13 protein-coding genes are annotated in these 15698 nt (G+C 64.0%); 8 read left to right on the top strand and 5 right to left on the bottom strand.

All coding sequences use genetic code 11. The features are described from left to right. Positions 1 to 330 precede the first annotated feature (330 nt). From HWQ56_RS13210 to gloA, 8 genes are all read left to right on the top strand, one after another. Positions 331 to 1653 carry an ABC transporter substrate-binding protein gene (locus tag HWQ56_RS13210; RefSeq protein ID WP_158157742.1) on the top strand — a complete coding sequence of 441 codons (1323 nt, stop codon included), beginning with the start codon at positions 331 to 333 and terminating at the stop codon, positions 1651 to 1653. A gap of 66 nt (positions 1654 to 1719) precedes the next feature. Then, on the top strand, positions 1720 to 2646 hold the full coding sequence (locus HWQ56_RS13205; protein ID WP_176570767.1) for a carbohydrate ABC transporter permease: 927 nt from the start codon (positions 1720 to 1722) through the stop codon (positions 2644 to 2646). Between the two features lie 10 nt (positions 2647 to 2656). Continuing rightward, complete coding sequence (locus tag HWQ56_RS13200; RefSeq protein WP_176570766.1) at positions 2657 to 3493, top strand: carbohydrate ABC transporter permease; 837 nt, start codon at positions 2657 to 2659, stop codon at positions 3491 to 3493. Positions 3494 to 3541: 48 nt separating this feature from the next. Beyond that, the gene (locus tag HWQ56_RS13195; protein ID WP_158157739.1) at positions 3542 to 4645 is read left to right on the top strand and encodes an ABC transporter ATP-binding protein; all 1104 of its coding nucleotides are present in this window, start codon (positions 3542 to 3544) and stop codon (positions 4643 to 4645) included. Between the two features lie 14 nt (positions 4646 to 4659). Further along, positions 4660 to 6141: a mannitol dehydrogenase family protein gene (locus HWQ56_RS13190; RefSeq protein WP_176570765.1), complete on the top strand. Its 1482-nt coding sequence runs from the start codon at positions 4660 to 4662 to the stop codon at positions 6139 to 6141. 4 nt (positions 6142 to 6145) lie between these two features. Then, positions 6146 to 7615, top strand: a complete 1470-nt coding sequence (gene xylB, locus HWQ56_RS13185; RefSeq protein WP_176570764.1) for a xylulokinase — start codon at positions 6146 to 6148, stop codon at positions 7613 to 7615. Between the two features lie 316 nt (positions 7616 to 7931). Next, positions 7932 to 8297 (top strand): histone-like nucleoid-structuring protein, MvaT/MvaU family, encoded by a 366-nt coding sequence (locus HWQ56_RS13180; RefSeq protein WP_158157736.1) that lies wholly within the window; start codon positions 7932 to 7934, stop codon positions 8295 to 8297. Positions 8298 to 8554: 257 nt separating this feature from the next. Next, complete coding sequence (gene gloA, locus HWQ56_RS13175; protein WP_158157735.1) at positions 8555 to 9073, top strand: lactoylglutathione lyase; 519 nt, start codon at positions 8555 to 8557, stop codon at positions 9071 to 9073. Positions 9074 to 9145: 72 nt separating this feature from the next. On the opposite strand, the gene ahpF is transcribed toward gloA, so the two are convergent. From ahpF to HWQ56_RS13150, 5 genes are all read right to left on the bottom strand, one after another. Continuing rightward, complete coding sequence (ahpF, locus tag HWQ56_RS13170; protein WP_158157734.1) at positions 9146 to 10708, bottom strand: alkyl hydroperoxide reductase subunit F; 1563 nt, start codon at positions 10706 to 10708, stop codon at positions 9146 to 9148. Positions 10709 to 10825: 117 nt separating this feature from the next. Next, complete coding sequence (ahpC, locus tag HWQ56_RS13165; protein WP_158157733.1) at positions 10826 to 11389, bottom strand: alkyl hydroperoxide reductase subunit C; 564 nt, start codon at positions 11387 to 11389, stop codon at positions 10826 to 10828. 149 nt (positions 11390 to 11538) lie between these two features. Then, the gene (locus tag HWQ56_RS13160) at positions 11539 to 12540 is read right to left on the bottom strand and encodes a fimbrial protein (RefSeq protein WP_176570763.1); all 1002 of its coding nucleotides are present in this window, start codon (positions 12538 to 12540) and stop codon (positions 11539 to 11541) included. Then, the gene (locus tag HWQ56_RS13155; protein WP_176570762.1) at positions 12537 to 14951 is read right to left on the bottom strand and encodes a fimbria/pilus outer membrane usher protein; all 2415 of its coding nucleotides are present in this window, start codon (positions 14949 to 14951) and stop codon (positions 12537 to 12539) included. The genes HWQ56_RS13160 and HWQ56_RS13155 overlap by 4 nt, the downstream gene beginning before the upstream one ends. After that, entirely contained in the window at positions 14948 to 15670 is a 723-nt protein-coding gene (locus tag HWQ56_RS13150; RefSeq protein ID WP_176570761.1) for a fimbria/pilus periplasmic chaperone, read from the bottom strand. Before HWQ56_RS13150 ends, HWQ56_RS13155 begins: the two co-directional genes overlap by 4 nt. Positions 15671 to 15698: the final 28 nt, after the last annotated feature.

The following is a 15698-nucleotide window of genomic DNA, read 5'->3' as shown; positions in this document are numbered from 1 at the left end:
GCCTAGCGCTTTTTTCGTAACCTGTCATTTCTTACAGGTCTGCTCGCCAGGCAAACTGCCCCTCCGCACTTCCAGCACGAACACCGCACCGCCCAACGTCACGTTGTACACGGCTGCCAGCCCCGGCCCAGGCGCGGGCCTGGGTCGGCGATTAGCACGTTGAGGGGCTGGTGAAGCGTCAAGTGCAAAATAGTATCAGCGCAACTGCCTTCGCGGATTTGTCCCCCGCCGGTTTTAGGTCTGTAATCAATCCAGCTGCTTCCCCACTTCAGGAAGACACAACAACAATAACCAGGCTTCGCGCCCACCGGGCCCGAAGAGGAGTGTGTGATGTCGATGCCCATCAAGACCCTGCTCGCCCGTACCAGCTTCGCCGCCCTGCTGGGGCTCTGCGCCACGGCTCAGGCCGACCAGACCCTGACCATCGCCACGGTCAACAACAGTGACATGATCCGCATGCAGCGGCTGTCGAAAACCTTCGAAGAGCAACACCCGGACATCAAGCTCAAGTGGGTGGTGCTGGAGGAAAACGTGCTGCGCCAGCGCCTGACCACGGACATCGCCACCCAGGGTGGCCAGTTCGACGTGTTGACCATTGGCATGTACGAAGCGGCACTCTGGGGCGCCAAGGGGTGGCTGGAGCCCATGAAAGATCTGCCCGCCGACTACAAGCTCGACGACGTGTTTCCCTCGGTGCGCGATGGCCTGTCGGTAAAGGGCGCCCTGTATGCCCTGCCCTTTTACGCCGAAAGCTCGATGACCTATTACCGCACCGACCTGTTCAAGGCGGCCGGGCTGACTATGCCCGAACGGCCTACCTGGACTCAGATGGGCGAGTTCGCCGCCAAACTCAACAAGCCCGACCAGGGCCAGTACGGTATCTGCTTGCGTGGCAAGGCGGGCTGGGGTGAGAACATGGCCCTGATCACGACATTGGCCAACGCCTGGGGCGGGCGTTGGTTCGACGAGAAGTGGCAGCCTGAATTCACCGGCCCGGAATGGACCGGCGCCTTGAACTTCTACGTCAATACCCTGAAGCAGTACGGCCCGCCCGGGGCGTCGAGCAACGGTTTCAACGAGAACCTGGCGCTGTTCAATAGCGGCAAATGCGCCATGTGGGTAGATGCCACCGTGGCCGGCTCGTTCGTCACCGACAAGAGCCAGAGCAAGGTCGCCGACAACGTGGGCTTCACCTACGCGCCCCACGAGAAAACCGACAAGGGCTCTGCCTGGCTGTACTCCTGGGCGCTGGCGATCCCCACCAGCTCCAAAGCCAAGGACGCTGCCAGCACCTTCACCCAGTGGGCAACTTCCGAGGCCTACGCCAAGCTGGTGGCCGACAAGGACGGCATCACCAATGTGCCGCCGGGCACCCGGGCCTCGACCTACAGCGACGCCTACATGAAGGCCGCGCCGTTCGCGAAAATCACGTTGGAATCGCTGAAGTCGGTTGACCCGAAAAGTCCTTCGGCCAAGCCCGTGCCCTATGTGGGTATCCAGTTGGTGACCATCCCCGAGTTCCAGGGCATCGGTACCCAGGTGGGCAAGCTGTTCGCTGGCGCCCTGGTCGGCACCAGCACCGTGGACAAGGCGCTGGCCGATGCCCAGGCGACCACCGAGCGCGAGATGAAGCGCGCGGGCTATCCGAAGTAACTGCGCTGCCACGGCCGGCCCCCGCCTGGGGCCGGCCAGCCTGCAAGGCCATTCAAGGTAACCATCATGAGCACGTCCACTGCCAAGGCGCAGCTTGAGGTCCAGCCGGACCCGGGCAAGCACCGCCTCAACAACCCTGGCTGGTTTCTGGTCACCCCTTCCGTGGCGCTGTTGCTGCTGTGGATGATCGTGCCGCTGGCCATGACCCTGTATTTCTCGCTGATGCGCTACAACCTGCTCGACGGCGGCGAGAAAACCTTCACCGGCCTGGGCAATTTCACCTTCTTCTTCACCGACGAAGGCTTCATTCCCGGCATGACCAACACCCTCTTGCTGGTGGGCAGCGTGCTGCTGATCAGCGTGGTACTGGGCGTGCTGATCGCCGCGCTGCTGGAGGCCAGCGAGTTCTTCGGCCGCGGCATCGTGCGGGTGTTGCTGATTTCCCCGTTCTTCATCATGCCCACCGTGGGCGCGTTGGTGTTCAAGAACCTGATCTTCCACCCGGTATCGGGCATTCTCGCCGACCTGTGGCGGTACTTCGGCGCACAGCCAATCGACTGGCTGGCCAATTACCCGCTGCTGTCGATCATCATCATCGTTTCCTGGCAGTGGCTGCCCTTCGCCATTTTGCTGCTGATGACGGCCATGCAGTCCCTGGACCAGGAACAGAAGGAGGCCGCGCGCCTGGACGGTGCCGGCCCAGTCGCGATTTTCTGGCACCTGACCCTGCCACACCTGGCCCGGCCGATTGCCGTGGTGGTGATGATCGAGACCATTTTCCTGCTGTCGGTGTTCGCCGAGATCTTCACCACCACCAATGGCGGGCCGGGGTTTGCCTCCACCAACCTGGCTTACCTGATCTACAACCAGGCACTGGTGCAGTTCGACGTGGGCATGGCCTCGGCCGGCGGCTTGATCGCCGTGGTCATCGCCAACATCGCCGCCATCATCCTGGTGCGGATGATCGGCAAAAACCTCACCGACCAGCCTTGAGGCCCGTGCCATGAACCTGACACTCAAGCAACACCGGCGTCTGCAAAGCCTGCTGCTGGGCATTCTGGCCTGGGCCATCGCCCTGCTGCTGTTCTTCCCGATCTTCTGGATGGTGCTGACCAGCTTCAAGACCGAGATCGACGCCTTCGCCACGCCGCCGCAGTTCATCTTCACCCCGACACTGGAAAACTACCTGCACATCCAGGAACGCAGCGACTACTTCCACTTTGCCTGGAACTCGGTACTGATCTCGTTCAGCGCCACGCTGCTGTGCATGCTGATCGCGGTGCCGGCGGCCTATTCCATGGCCTTCTACGAAACGAAACGCACCAAGCAGACGTTGCTGTGGATGCTGTCCACCAAGATGCTGCCACCGGTGGGCGTGCTGATGCCCATCTACTTGCTGGCAAAAGGCTCCGGGCTGTTGGACAGCAAGCTGGCGCTGATCGTGATCTACACGCTGATCAACCTGCCGATCGTGGTGTGGATGGTGTACACCTACTTCAAGGACATACCCCGCGACATCCTCGAAGCCGCCCGCCTGGACGGCGCCACGTTGCTGCAGGAAATGCTGCGGGTACTGCTGCCGATCAGCAAGGGCGGGCTGGCATCGACCCTGTTGCTGTCGCTGATCCTGTGCTGGAACGAGGCGTTCTGGTCGTTGAACCTGACCAGCTCCAACGCGGCGCCGCTGACCGCGCTGATTGCCTCCTACTCAAGCCCCGAGGGGTTGTTCTGGGCCAAGTTGTCGGCGGTCTCGACCCTGGCCTGCGCGCCGATCCTGATCTTTGGCTGGATCAGCCAGAAACAGCTGGTGCGCGGTTTGTCGTTCGGTGCCGTCAAGTAAGTTCGGTCCCACCGGGGATCGAGCAGGACAAAACAGTTGGAGTGCCCCATGGCCACATTGAAAATAAAAAACCTGAAAAAAGGCTTTGAAGGCCTGGCGATCATCAAGGGCATCGACCTGCAGGTGAACGACAAGGAATTCGTGGTGTTCGTCGGCCCCTCGGGCTGCGGCAAGTCGACCCTGCTGCGCCTGATCGCCGGCCTTGAAGAGGTCACCAGCGGCACGCTCGAACTGGACGGCCGCGACATCACCCAGGTCAGCCCCGCCAAGCGCGACCTGGCGATGGTGTTCCAGACCTATGCCCTGTACCCGCACATGACCGTGCGCAAGAACATGTCGTTCGCCCTGGACCTGGCCGGCGCCGACAAGGCCGAGGTGCAACGCAAGGTCGGCGAGGCGGCGCGCATCCTGGAGCTGGAACCGCTGCTGGAGCGCAAGCCCAAGCAACTGTCGGGTGGCCAGCGCCAGCGCGTGGCCATCGGCCGCGCCATCGTGCGCAACCCCAAGATCTTCTTGTTCGACGAGCCGCTGTCCAACCTCGACGCCGCCTTGCGGGTGCAGATGCGCCTGGAACTGGCGCGGCTGCACAAGGAACTGCAAGCCACCATGATCTACGTCACCCACGACCAGGTGGAGGCCATGACCCTGGCCGACAAGGTGGTGGTGCTCAGTGCCGGGCGCATCGAGCAGGTGGGCTCGCCGCTGGAGCTGTACCATCATCCCGCCAACCTGTTCGTCGCCGGCTTTCTGGGCACACCGAAAATGGGCTTCCTCAAGGGCCGGGTCAGCCGGGTGGACAGTCAGGGGTGCGACGTGGAACTGACGGCCGGCACCCGCGTGAGCCTGGCGCGCAGCAACGCCACGCTCAGCGTGGGCAGCGAGGTGACCCTGGGCATCCGCCCCGAGCACCTGGAACTGGCGCAACCTGGCCAGCCGTCGTTGGCGGTGACCGCCGATGTCGGCGAACGCCTGGGCAGCGATACGTTCTGCCATGTCGTCACCGATTCCGGCGAACCCCTGACCCTGCGCATACGCGGTGACTTGGCCAGCCAGTATGGCGAACGCCTGAACCTGCACCTGCCGCCCCACCACTGCCACCTGTTCGACGCCCAGGGCGTCGCCGTGGCCAAGCCATTGCAGGCCGCGGCCTGAAAGGATACGGACCGATGAAACTGACCCGTGACAACCTCGGCCAACTGGCCGAACACATCAAGCGCCCCCAGTATGCCCAGAGTGATATCAGCCAGGGCATCGTCCACATTGGCGTGGGCGGTTTCCACCGCGCCCACCAGGCGTTCTACACCGATGCGTTGATGAACACCGGCGAGGGCCTGGACTGGGCCATCTGCGGCGCCGGGCTGCGCAAGGACGACGAGAAAATGCGCGATGCCCTGGCGGGCCAGGACTCGCTCTACACCCTGGTGGAGCTGGGTGACGGTTCAGGCCACCAGGTGCGTGTCATCGCCGCGATCAGTGGCATGCTGCTGGGCGAGGACAACCCTCAGGCGCTGATCGACAAGCTGGCGGCCCCGGCCATCCGCATCGTCTCGCTGACCATCACCGAGGGCGGCTACTGCATGGACGACAGCACGGGGGAGTTCATGGCCGACCTCCCGGCCATCCAGCATGACCTGGAGCACCCCACCGCCCCGCGCACGGTGTTCGGCTTTCTCTGCGCCGCCCTGGCGCGGCGCCGCGAGGCGGGCATTCCGGCGTTCACGGTGATGTCCTGCGATAACCTGCCGCACAATGGTGCCGTGGCGCGCAAGGCGTTGTTGGCGTTCGCGCGGCTGCGTGACACGGGGTTGGCGGAGTGGATCGACCAAAAGGTCAGCTTTCCCAACGCCATGGTCGACCGCATCACCCCCATGACCAGCGAGGCCCACAAGCGCCACCTGCTGCAGCAGCATGGCGTGGAAGACGCCTGGCCGGTGGTGTGCGAGCCTTTCGTGCAATGGGTGCTGGAGGACAGGTTCAACAACGGCCGCCCGGCCTGGGAGAAGGTTGGAGTGCAGTTCACCGACGACGTCACACCCTATGAAGACATGAAGATCAAACTGCTCAACGGCAGCCACCTGGCCCTCACGTACCTGGGCTTTCTGAAGGGCTACCGCTTCGTTCACGAAACCATGAACGACCCGTTGTTCGTGCGCTACATCCGCGCCTACATGGACCGCGACGTGACCCCGCAACTGGCGTCGGTGCCCGGCATCGACCTGGAAGGCTACAAGGACACCCTGATCGAGCGCTTCAGCAACCAGGCCATCGCCGACCAGTTGGAGCGGGTGTGCTCCGACGGTTCGTCGAAGTTTCCCAAGTTCACCATTCCCACCCTCAACCGCCTGATCGAAGATGGTGTCCCGCTGGACCGCGCCGCCCTGGTGGTGGCCGCCTGGGCGCTGTACCTCAAGGGCGTGGACGAGAACGGCACGCACTACAGCATTCCCGACCCACGGGCCGAGTTTTGCCAGGCCCTGGTGGCCGACGACGTGATGCTGACGCAACGGCTACTGGGGGTGGAAGAGATATTCGGTACGCGTATTCCGCAATCGGCGGCCTTTGTCGCCGCGTTCGAGAACCAGCTCAAGCACCTGCGCCAGCTGGGCGTGGATAAAACCCTGGAACGGCTGCTGAGCTACGAGGAGTAAGGCCATGTACCTGGGCATCGATTGCGGCACCCAAGGCACCAAGGCACTGGTGCTAGACCCCGTAGGCGGCCGGGTACTGGGCCAGGGCAGCGCCCCCCATGACCTGCTCAGCGGGGACGGCGGGCGGCGCGAACAAGACCCCGCGCAGTGGGTCGAGGCCCTGTGCCTGGCCACCGCCCAGGCACTGGCCGAAGCGGGGGTCGACGGCCAGCAGGTGCGCGGCGTTGGCGTATCGGGCCAGCAACACGGCCTGGTACTGCTCGACCGCCATGGCCAGGTGTTGCGCCCGGCCAAGCTGTGGTGCGACACCGAGTCCAGCGCGCAGAACCAGCGGTTGCTGGATCACCTGGGCGGCACCCAGGGCTCCCTGGACCGCCTGGGCGTGGCCATCGCCCCGGGCTACACCGTGTCGAAGCTCTTGTGGACCCTGGAGGAACACCCCGAGGTGTTCCGCCAGATCGCTCGCATCCTGCTGCCCCACGACTACCTGAACTTCTGGCTCACGGGCCGTGCGTGCAGCGAATATGGCGACGCCTCCGGTACCGGTTACTTCAATGTACGGCAGCGCCAATGGGACCTGCAGATGCTGCGTGACATCGACCCCGCGGGGCGCCTGCAACAGGCCCTGCCCACCCTGATCGAACCGCGCCAGGCAGTGGGCACCCTGCTGCCCGACGTGGCGCGGCGCCTGGGCTTGAACCCCCAGGCGCGGGTCAGCAGTGGCGGCGGCGACAACATGATGGGCGCGATCGGCACCGGCAACATCCAGCCCGGGGTGGTGACCATGAGCCTGGGCTCGTCCGGCACCGTCTACGCGTTCAGCGACCAGCCCCGGGTCAGCGTGGAGCCGGAAGTGGCCACGTTCTGTTCGTCGACGGGCGGCTGGCTGCCGCTGATCTGCACCATGAACCTGACCAACGTCACCCGGGCCGTGCGCGACCTGTTCGCGCTGAGCCTGGAGGCCTTCAACCGCCAGGTGGAAATGGCCCCCATCGGCGCAGAGGGCGTGCTGATGCTGCCGTTTCTCAATGGCGAGCGGGTGCCCGCCCTGCCCCATGCCACCGGTAGCCTGCTGGGGCTGACGCCCGGCAACCTGACCGCCGCGAACCTGTGCCGCGCGGCCGTGGAAGGCACCACCTTCGGCCTGCGCTACGGTTTGGACCTGTTACGCAGCGCCGGCCTCAGCAGCCAGAGCATACGCCTGATCGGCGGCGGCGCACGCAGCGCCGCCTGGCGGCAGATGGTGGCCGATATCATGAACACCGACATCACCTGCCCGCGGGAAGCCGAGGCTGCGGCACTGGGCGCCGCGATCCAGGCGGCCTGGTGCGATAACGTCGCCGAACTGCCTGCGTTGTGCGAGCGCTGCGTACACCTGGAAGACAGCCTGGCGGCCCGGCCGGTACCTGCGCACGTGCAGGCCTATGAACAGGTGTACCTGCAGTATCGGCACCATATCCGGGCACTGGGTTAGCGGTGCCGGTGCTACGAACTCGCACCAATTGATTAATACTTAGGCAGAAACTTGTCGCACTACGAGAAAGTTCTTACAAAGTAATCGGAAACACCTACGCGTTATTTCCTACAATTAAAAGGATGCGAATAACCGGCTTGTTAGCGACAGTTGACAAGCCCCTGTGTATTGCCATTTACTTCCCCGCCAAGGCCTACTATTCTTTCAAGCCGTAGCCCTCACGATGTGCCTGCAACTTCATTACCGTGCGCCTTGGCCGCCCGCCAAAGCGGGCGCGTGGCCGATACACTCATGAATAAAAGATTGGAGAACGCCATTGTCCAGACTCGCCGAGTTTCGTGCCGCCGAAAAGGCACTTCAACTACAGCTGGCCCAATTGGAAGCCCTGAAGAATGACACGGGCCTGAAAAAGGAAATCGAGTTCGAACAGCAACTGCTGGAACTGATGAAGCAGTATGGCAAAGGCCTGCGCGATATCGTCGCCATTCTCGACCCGGCCCGCGGGCTGCAGCGCGCCACCTTCAACCCGCCGCGCCAGCATCGCCGCCCGCGCGTGGTCAAGGTCTACGAGAACCCGCATACCGGCGAATTGATCGAGACCAAGGGCGGCAACCACCGTGGTCTCAAAGCGTGGAAACAGCAGTATGGGCCGGCCACCGTGGAAAGCTGGGTCAGGCGTTGACAGACGGCGAGTCACGTCGATTTTTTTTCACAGGATTTTCACATCAAATCTTACAGGATGGAATCTGCTAATGGACTAGCGCCCCAATGCCCGCTTCGGCGGGCTTCTTATTGCCCGCGATTCGTGTTTATACCCCGCGCATTTGGCCTGAGCGCCACAGTTGCGTATCATGGCAGGCCTTAACAAGAACTCTTATCCCATTGTGTTGGAACGACTTGGTCGTTTCATCGCCGTTTATCTTCCTGTTCGGAGTTCCCATGAGCCTGCATGAATTGAACACCTTTCCCGGCGTGACCGCCGAGCCTGATGCCGCCACCCAGCAGTTTGTCTTCAACCACACCATGCTGCGGGTGAAGAACATCGAGCAATCGCTGGACTTCTATACCCGTGTGTTGGGTTTCAGCCTCGTGGAAAAGCGCGACTTCCCTGACGCCCAGTTCAGCCTGTACTTCCTGGCGCTGGTGGACAAAGCGCAGATCCCGAGTGACGATGCCGAGCGCCACACCTGGATGAAGTCGATTCCGGGCATCCTGGAGCTGACCCACAACCACGGCACCGAGCACGATGCCGATTTCGCCTACCACAATGGCAATACCGACCCGCGCGGTTTTGGCCATATCTGCGTGTCGGTACCTGACATCCAGGCCGCGTGCGAACGATTCGAAACCCTGGGCGTGAACTTCCAGAAGCGCCTGACGGATGGCCGCATGAAGAACATCGCGTTCATCAAGGACCCGGACGAATACTGGGTTGAGATCATTCAGCCGAATTTCTGACAGCCGTCCGTTGCCACAAAAAAGCCCGCTGACCTTCATGAGGCCAGCGGGCTTTTTGCAGATGCCGGGTGATCAGGCCGGCGCGGAGGTGCGAATCAGGTGGTCGAAGGCGGCCAGGGAGGCCTTGGCGCCCTCGCCCACGGCGATGACGATCTGCTTGAACGGCACGGTGGTCACGTCGCCCGCCGCGAAGATACCCGGCAGGTCGGTTTCACCACGGGCATCGACCATGATTTCACCACGGGCCGACAGCTCGATGGTGCCCTTGAGCCAGTCGGTGTTTGGCAGCAGGCCGATCTGCACGAAGATACCTTCCAGGTCAACGGTGTGCACTTCGCTGGTCTGGCGGTCCTTGTAACGCAGGCCGTTGACCTTCTGTCCATCGCCGGTCACTTCGGTGGTCAGGGCGCTGGTGATGACGGTGACGTTCGGCAGGCTGTGCAGCTTGCGTTGCAGCACCGCGTCGGCACGCAGTTGGCCGTCGAACTCCAGCAGGGTGACGTGGGCGACGATGCCGGCCAGGTCGATGGCCGCCTCGACACCCGAGTTACCCCCACCGATCACCGCCACGCGCTTGCCTTTGAACAAGGGACCATCACAGTGCGGGCAGTAGGCCACGCCACGGTTGCGGTATTCCTGTTCGCCGGGCACGTTCATTTCGCGCCAGCGCGCCCCGGTGGCCAGGATCACGGTCTTGGCCTTGAGGCTCGCGCCGCTGGCGAAACGCACTTCGTGCAGTTGCCCGTCCTTGCCCGGGATCAGTGCTTCGGCGCGCTGCAGGTTCATGATGTCGACGTCGTATTCCTTGACGTGCTCTTCCAGGGCAACGGCCAGTTTCGGGCCTTCGGTGTGCTGCACCGAGATGAAGTTCTCGATGGCCATGGTGTCCAATACCTGGCCGCCGAAACGCTCGGCGGCGACGCCGGTACGGATGCCTTTGCGCGCAGCGTAAATGGCTGCCGCGGAACCGGCTGGGCCACCACCGACCACCAGCACGTCGAAAGCGTCCTTGGCGTTGAGCTTCTCGGCCGCCTTGTCACCGGCGCTGGTGTCGATCTTGGCCAGAATTTCTTCCAGGCCCATGCGGCCCTGGCCGAACACTTCGCCATTGAGGTACAGGCTGGGCACCGCCATCACCTGGCGGGCGTCGACTTCGGCCTGGAACAAGGCACCGTCGATGGCCACGTGGCGCACGTTGGGGTTGAGCACCGCCATCAGGTTCAGCGCCTGGACCACGTCCGGGCAGTTCTGGCACGACAGCGAGAAGTAGGTTTCAAAGTTGAATTCGCCCTTGAGCCCGGCGATCTGTTCGATCACGTCGGCGCTCGCCTTGGAAGGGTGGCCGCCGACTTGCAGCAGTGCCAGCACCAGGGAGGTGAATTCGTGGCCCATGGGGATACCCGCGAAACGCAGGCTGATATCGGCACCCGGGCGATTGATGGAGAATGACGGCTTGCGTGCGTCATTCCCGTTGTCCAGCAGCGTGATCTTGTCCGACAGGGTCTGGATGTCACGCAGCAGGCTGAGCAATTCCTGGGACTTCGCGCCGTCATCGAGGGAGGCGACGATCTCGATCGGTTGGGTGACCCGTTCCAGGTACGACTTCAACTGGGCTTTAAGATTGGCGTCCAACATGCGGGCGATTCCTTTTTTCAGACAGTATAAAAAACAACGCCCGGGCGAAGTCGCCCGGGCGTGTTCAGGGCGATGATGAAGCTATGGGATGATGCAGCCGATCATCGCCATGGGGACTTAGATCTTGCCGACCAGGTCCAGGGACGGAGCCAGGGTGGCTTCGCCTTCTTTCCACTTGGCTGGGCAGACTTCGCCCGGGTGAGCGGCAACGTACTGGGCAGCCTTGACTTTGCGCAGCAGCTCGGAAGCGTCGCGGCCTACACCACCGTCGTTCAGTTCGACGATCTTGATCTGGCCTTCAGGGTTGATCACGAAGGTGCCACGGTCAGCGATACCGGCTTCTTCGATCAGCACGTCGAAGTTGCGCGAAATGACGTGGGTCGGGTCACCGATCAGCGGGTACTGGATCTTGCCGATGGTTTCCGAGGTGTCGTGCCAGGCTTTGTGGGTGAAGTGGGTGTCGGTGGACACGCCGTAGATTTCAACGCCCAGGTCTTTGAACTGCGCGTAGTTGTCAGCCAGGTCGCCCAGTTCGGTTGGGCAGACGAAAGTGAAGTCGGCTGGGTAGAAGAACACGACAGACCATTTGCCTTTCAGGTCGGCTTCGGTGACTTCAACGAACTTGCCGCCGTGGTAAGCCTGGGCTTTGAAAGGTTTGACTTGGCTGTTGATGATCGGCATCGGTAAATCTCCATGGGTTGTCGAACGGGTGAAAACGTTGTGAGGCTCATACTAGACACATGCGCCCCGGAACGCTCATTGGCAAAGCTGATGTGCGTGATTGGTTTTGCCTATCAGCCTGCCTAATATATAGAAGAATTGCATGGAGATCAGTTGTAGGCAAATGTGAACGTCGCCAGCGCGCCCGCCGTGCCCGGCGTGACGACCGCCGCGGTCTGCACATAACGCGCGCTCAACGGCAGTTCGAACACCGCTTCGCCCTGCGCGACCGAGCCCGCCAGAAATTGCCCCGGGTTGCCCACCGCCGCCGAATCGGCGCCGAAGCGCACCGTCTGGCCATTGGCGCGCAACACCTGGACGCCCAGCCCGGCCGCCGTGGCGGTGCTGCGCAGGCTGAGCACGTCGGTACGGTTGCCAGGGGCCGTGGCATCGGTCAGTGTCACGTGGATGAACAAACGGTCACCGCCGCGGCCACCCTGGCACGCCAGGCGCAAACTGAACGATTGGGGGGTAGTACCACTGCCCACGCCATTGAAGTCGCGTGGGTGATGGGCCCCCAGGTCCACCGGCACCCGGTAGGCATCAGCGGCGACGCTGCACGTTGGCTTGTCCAGCACAACCTCTACTTCCTGGGTCAGAAACCGCAGCCGGGTAGGCTCCAGCGCGCCGTAGCGCTGTGAAACGGCCTCCACCGGCAGTCGCAGCCGGCCTTCGATAACCGGGCCGGTCTTGATCAATTCCACCAGGTAGCTGGCTCGAGGGGTGTAATGGCCGGCAGCAAGCGGGGCCCGCTGACGCGGCCAATGGTATGGCTGGCGTGATACCTGGTCACTGATACGGATACCGACGCCGGGCACACTGGTCGCGTAAACCCCCTCCATCTCGATGATGCCGGCGCCGGCCAAGGGCGCTTGAACCCAGCCTGCTTCCTGGTCGGTTTGGCCGGTGCACTCCAACCCCGTAGACAGGCCATTGAACAAGCGCGAATCCAGCACCGCCCCGACCGGCAGCAGCGCCGGGACCACGATCGGCGAATCCAGCGTCGCGGCGTTTATCACGGGCCCGACCCCGTCGTAGTACTGGCAAGCCGCATGTAGCGGGCCACTGGCTGCCAACAGGCAACCCAGGGCCCAGCCCTTGGTCTGTTTCATACTCCCTCCTCCAGGGTCTGCTCACACGTCACGCTGATCGTTTCCAGGCCATCGGCTGGTTTGCCCAGGGCATAACGGGCCACGCAGCGATGCTCGCCGCGCTCGCCCCACCGCAGGTGCAATTGGCCCTGGGTCTTCAGGCCGCGGGCCAGGACCCGGCTACCCTGACCCACCACGCCCACCGGCACCTGGTCGGCATCGTTCACCTGCGCGCCAAACGGCAGCAGACCGCCATCGGCGTGGCGCACCTCGATCAGGACGGTGCGCCCGGACTGCGTCGGGTAACGCAGCAAGGGCACGGCGCCCGCCCGTGGTACCACCTCCTGGCTGTTCGTGCTCAGTTCCACCGACAGCGGCAGGCCCAGGGGGTCGATGTCCACTCGGTTGACCTGATAGGGCATGAGACTCGGGACGATGGCATACCCGCGCCCGTCCACCCGCAGCTCACTGCCGTTGACCAACCGGGCGCCTTCGGCGTCGGGTACCTGAACGATGCCGAACGTCTCACCCAACGGCTGGGCCAGGGTCATCCCTCCGCCGTGGGCCACCAATGCCCCTCGCGCGCCTGCCGACAATTGACGGCTGCCGCTGCCCTGGCCCGCTGCCAGGTTGTACTCACCATAAGGTTCGCGCCAACCGGCGTACCCGCTGAGGTACCCGGTGTCGCCCGGCTGGCTGGCGCTCACGCTGGCGCCGTAATGCAGGGGCCCGTGTGTGGTGCGGTAGCCCACTTGTCCCTGGCTGAAACGGGGGCCGTGGGACAGCCCGCTGGTGAGGCTCCCGCGCGAGCCGCCCAGTGGCATGTTCAGGCTCAGTTGCCACAGCGTACTGTCACGCCCGCGGGCGTCGCGCTCGCGGCTGGCGCTCAGGGCGTAACCGAGGTAGGCGAACCGGTGCGCATAACTCACCGAATAGCCTTGGTAGTCCCCGCCCGGGCCCCAGCCGCTGGACCGCCAGGCACTGGCGTTGAGCTGGCCCCAGGCATTGCCCAGCGGCTGATTGACGTTCACGGTGCTGCGTGTGCGCTCATGCCAGGCGGCCCGCGCCGACGCCCGCCCAAGCTGGGCCAGCGACTGATAGCCGGGGCTGAAGGCATGCTGCACGCTCAGCCCTAACCGCGTGTCACTGTCGGCCAGCAGGTGCGCCCAGGACAACCGCGCCCGGTGGCCTTGATCATGATCGGTTCGGGCCTGGGCCACATCCAGGCCGACTGCGCCCAGGGGCGTATTCAACGCCGTGCCCACCAGCGCCTGCTGATAACCGCTACCCAGAATGGCCCCACCATAACCCGTCACCGCGTCACTGACGCCCTGTTGCCAGGTGCCCTGAACGAACCAGGGCGCCGCCTCGGGGTGGTCCAACGGTTGCCCTGCCCCCAGGCTGAAGCGTGTTTGCCCGCTACGCAGGGCCAAGGGTGCAGCAGCGTTGGTCACGGTGAAACGCTGTTCACTGCCGTCGGCTTCGGTCACGGTCACCTGCAGGTCGCCGCCTACCGAGGCCGCGTAGAGGTCGTCGATCACGTAGGGCCCGGGGGGTACCACGGCTTCGCGCAGCAACCGCTCTCCCTGACGGACCGCCACCCGCGCGTTGCTGCGCGCGACACCGCGCACCACCGGTGCGAAGCCGCGCTGGGAGGCCGGCAGCATGCGGTCATCACTGAACAGCGAGGCGCCACGCATCTGTACCGAGTCGAACAGCTCGCCCGGGGTATTCAACGCGCCGATGCGCAGTTGGGCACCCAAGGCTGACACCTCGCGCTGAAGGTAATGGCCCAGCACCTGGTAACCGCCGTTGCTGGAGTACGCCCCCTGGTGGCGCCACTGCCAGGCCCCCAGGTTCACCCCACTGGCCAGCCCGGCATAGCCTTGGGTGCGGGAGCCGCCATCAGGGCTGGCAACATCGAAGACCGACAGGTCATACCCTGCGAATGCGCTGGTGACACCGTTGTCCCACCGTTCGGCGGGTACCTGGTCACGTACCTCACGGGCCATCCACGCCTGGGGCAACTGCAGCGCCAGCCGCTGGGCGGACAGGTCCAACTGCTGGTCTGCGTCGGCGAACCACTGGGTCAGCCGCCGGCATTGCGGCTCGGCACTGTCCAGCCGGCTGATGTCCACGCCCAGCCGCTTGAGCAGGGGCACGTCGAAACAGGCGTGAACCTGGCCGTCCTGCTCATCACGCCGATAGGGAACCAGCACTCGCCCCAGGGCCTGCCCATTGACCTGGGTGTCCAGCCAGTACTCGCCGGGCAGCGCCTGGGCCGGCTGGGCAAACACACTCAGGTCCACGTCCCCGGAGACGCCTGGGCGCAGAAATCGCGGCTCGAACTCCACGAGGGGTTCGGCCACCAGTGCCCCGGGCATGGCAGTGCAGGCGGCGACGACCGCCGCGCGGGCAGGCAAGCGCCTCATGGCGGCCCTACCTGGGCCTCGCCTGGCCGACCGGCACCGTAATCGTCCAGGGCAATGTAACGGACACTGCCGTCGCCATCGGTGGGCGACGCGTCCTCACCCAAGTAGAACCGCGTCTGGGCAAAGGGCAACACATGCCCGGCGCCCGCCGGCAGCACTTGCGCGCCCGACACCAGGTTCACCTCGCCCAAGTTGACGACGTAGGGGCCTGGGTTGTCGGCGAGCAAGGCCAGCCGGCCGCCCTCCTTCACCAGCCGCCAGCGCACGTCAGCGGGGGCGTCGGCGGCCTTGCCGGGCAAGCCCAGGGGCCGGTACATCAACTTGATTCGCGTGCGTATGGCCATCTGCAATTGGTTGGCGGCGCCGTCGGCGCGTGGCGGCACTTGCAGCATGTTGAGCCAGTACAGGCTCTCGCGGTCAGCGGCCAGCGGCTCGCCCGTGTGCATCACGCGCAGTGCCTGGCCCTTGGTGGCCTCCACGCGGAACATGGCCGGGCTGACCAGAAAAGGCACCTGGATGACCTGCGGGTCGGCGGCGGCGTCGCCGTCATCCAACCACACCTGCAGCAATGCGGGTGTGGGGTCGCGGTTGAACACCTGCACAGTGACTTCGGCGGCACTGGCCGGATAGATGACCCGTGTGGTGCCGATGACCACACTGGCATGGGCGGTTGCCGCCAGCAGCCAGGCTGCCAGCAACACCAGAAATGACTTGAACATTGCAATGATTCCCTTCAGGCACAGGAAA

The sequence above is a fragment of the Pseudomonas eucalypticola genome, from assembly GCF_013374995.1.
GTDB lineage: Bacteria > Pseudomonadota > Gammaproteobacteria > Pseudomonadales > Pseudomonadaceae > Aquipseudomonas > Aquipseudomonas eucalypticola.
This window is presented reverse-complemented; position numbering and strand designations above follow the sequence as displayed.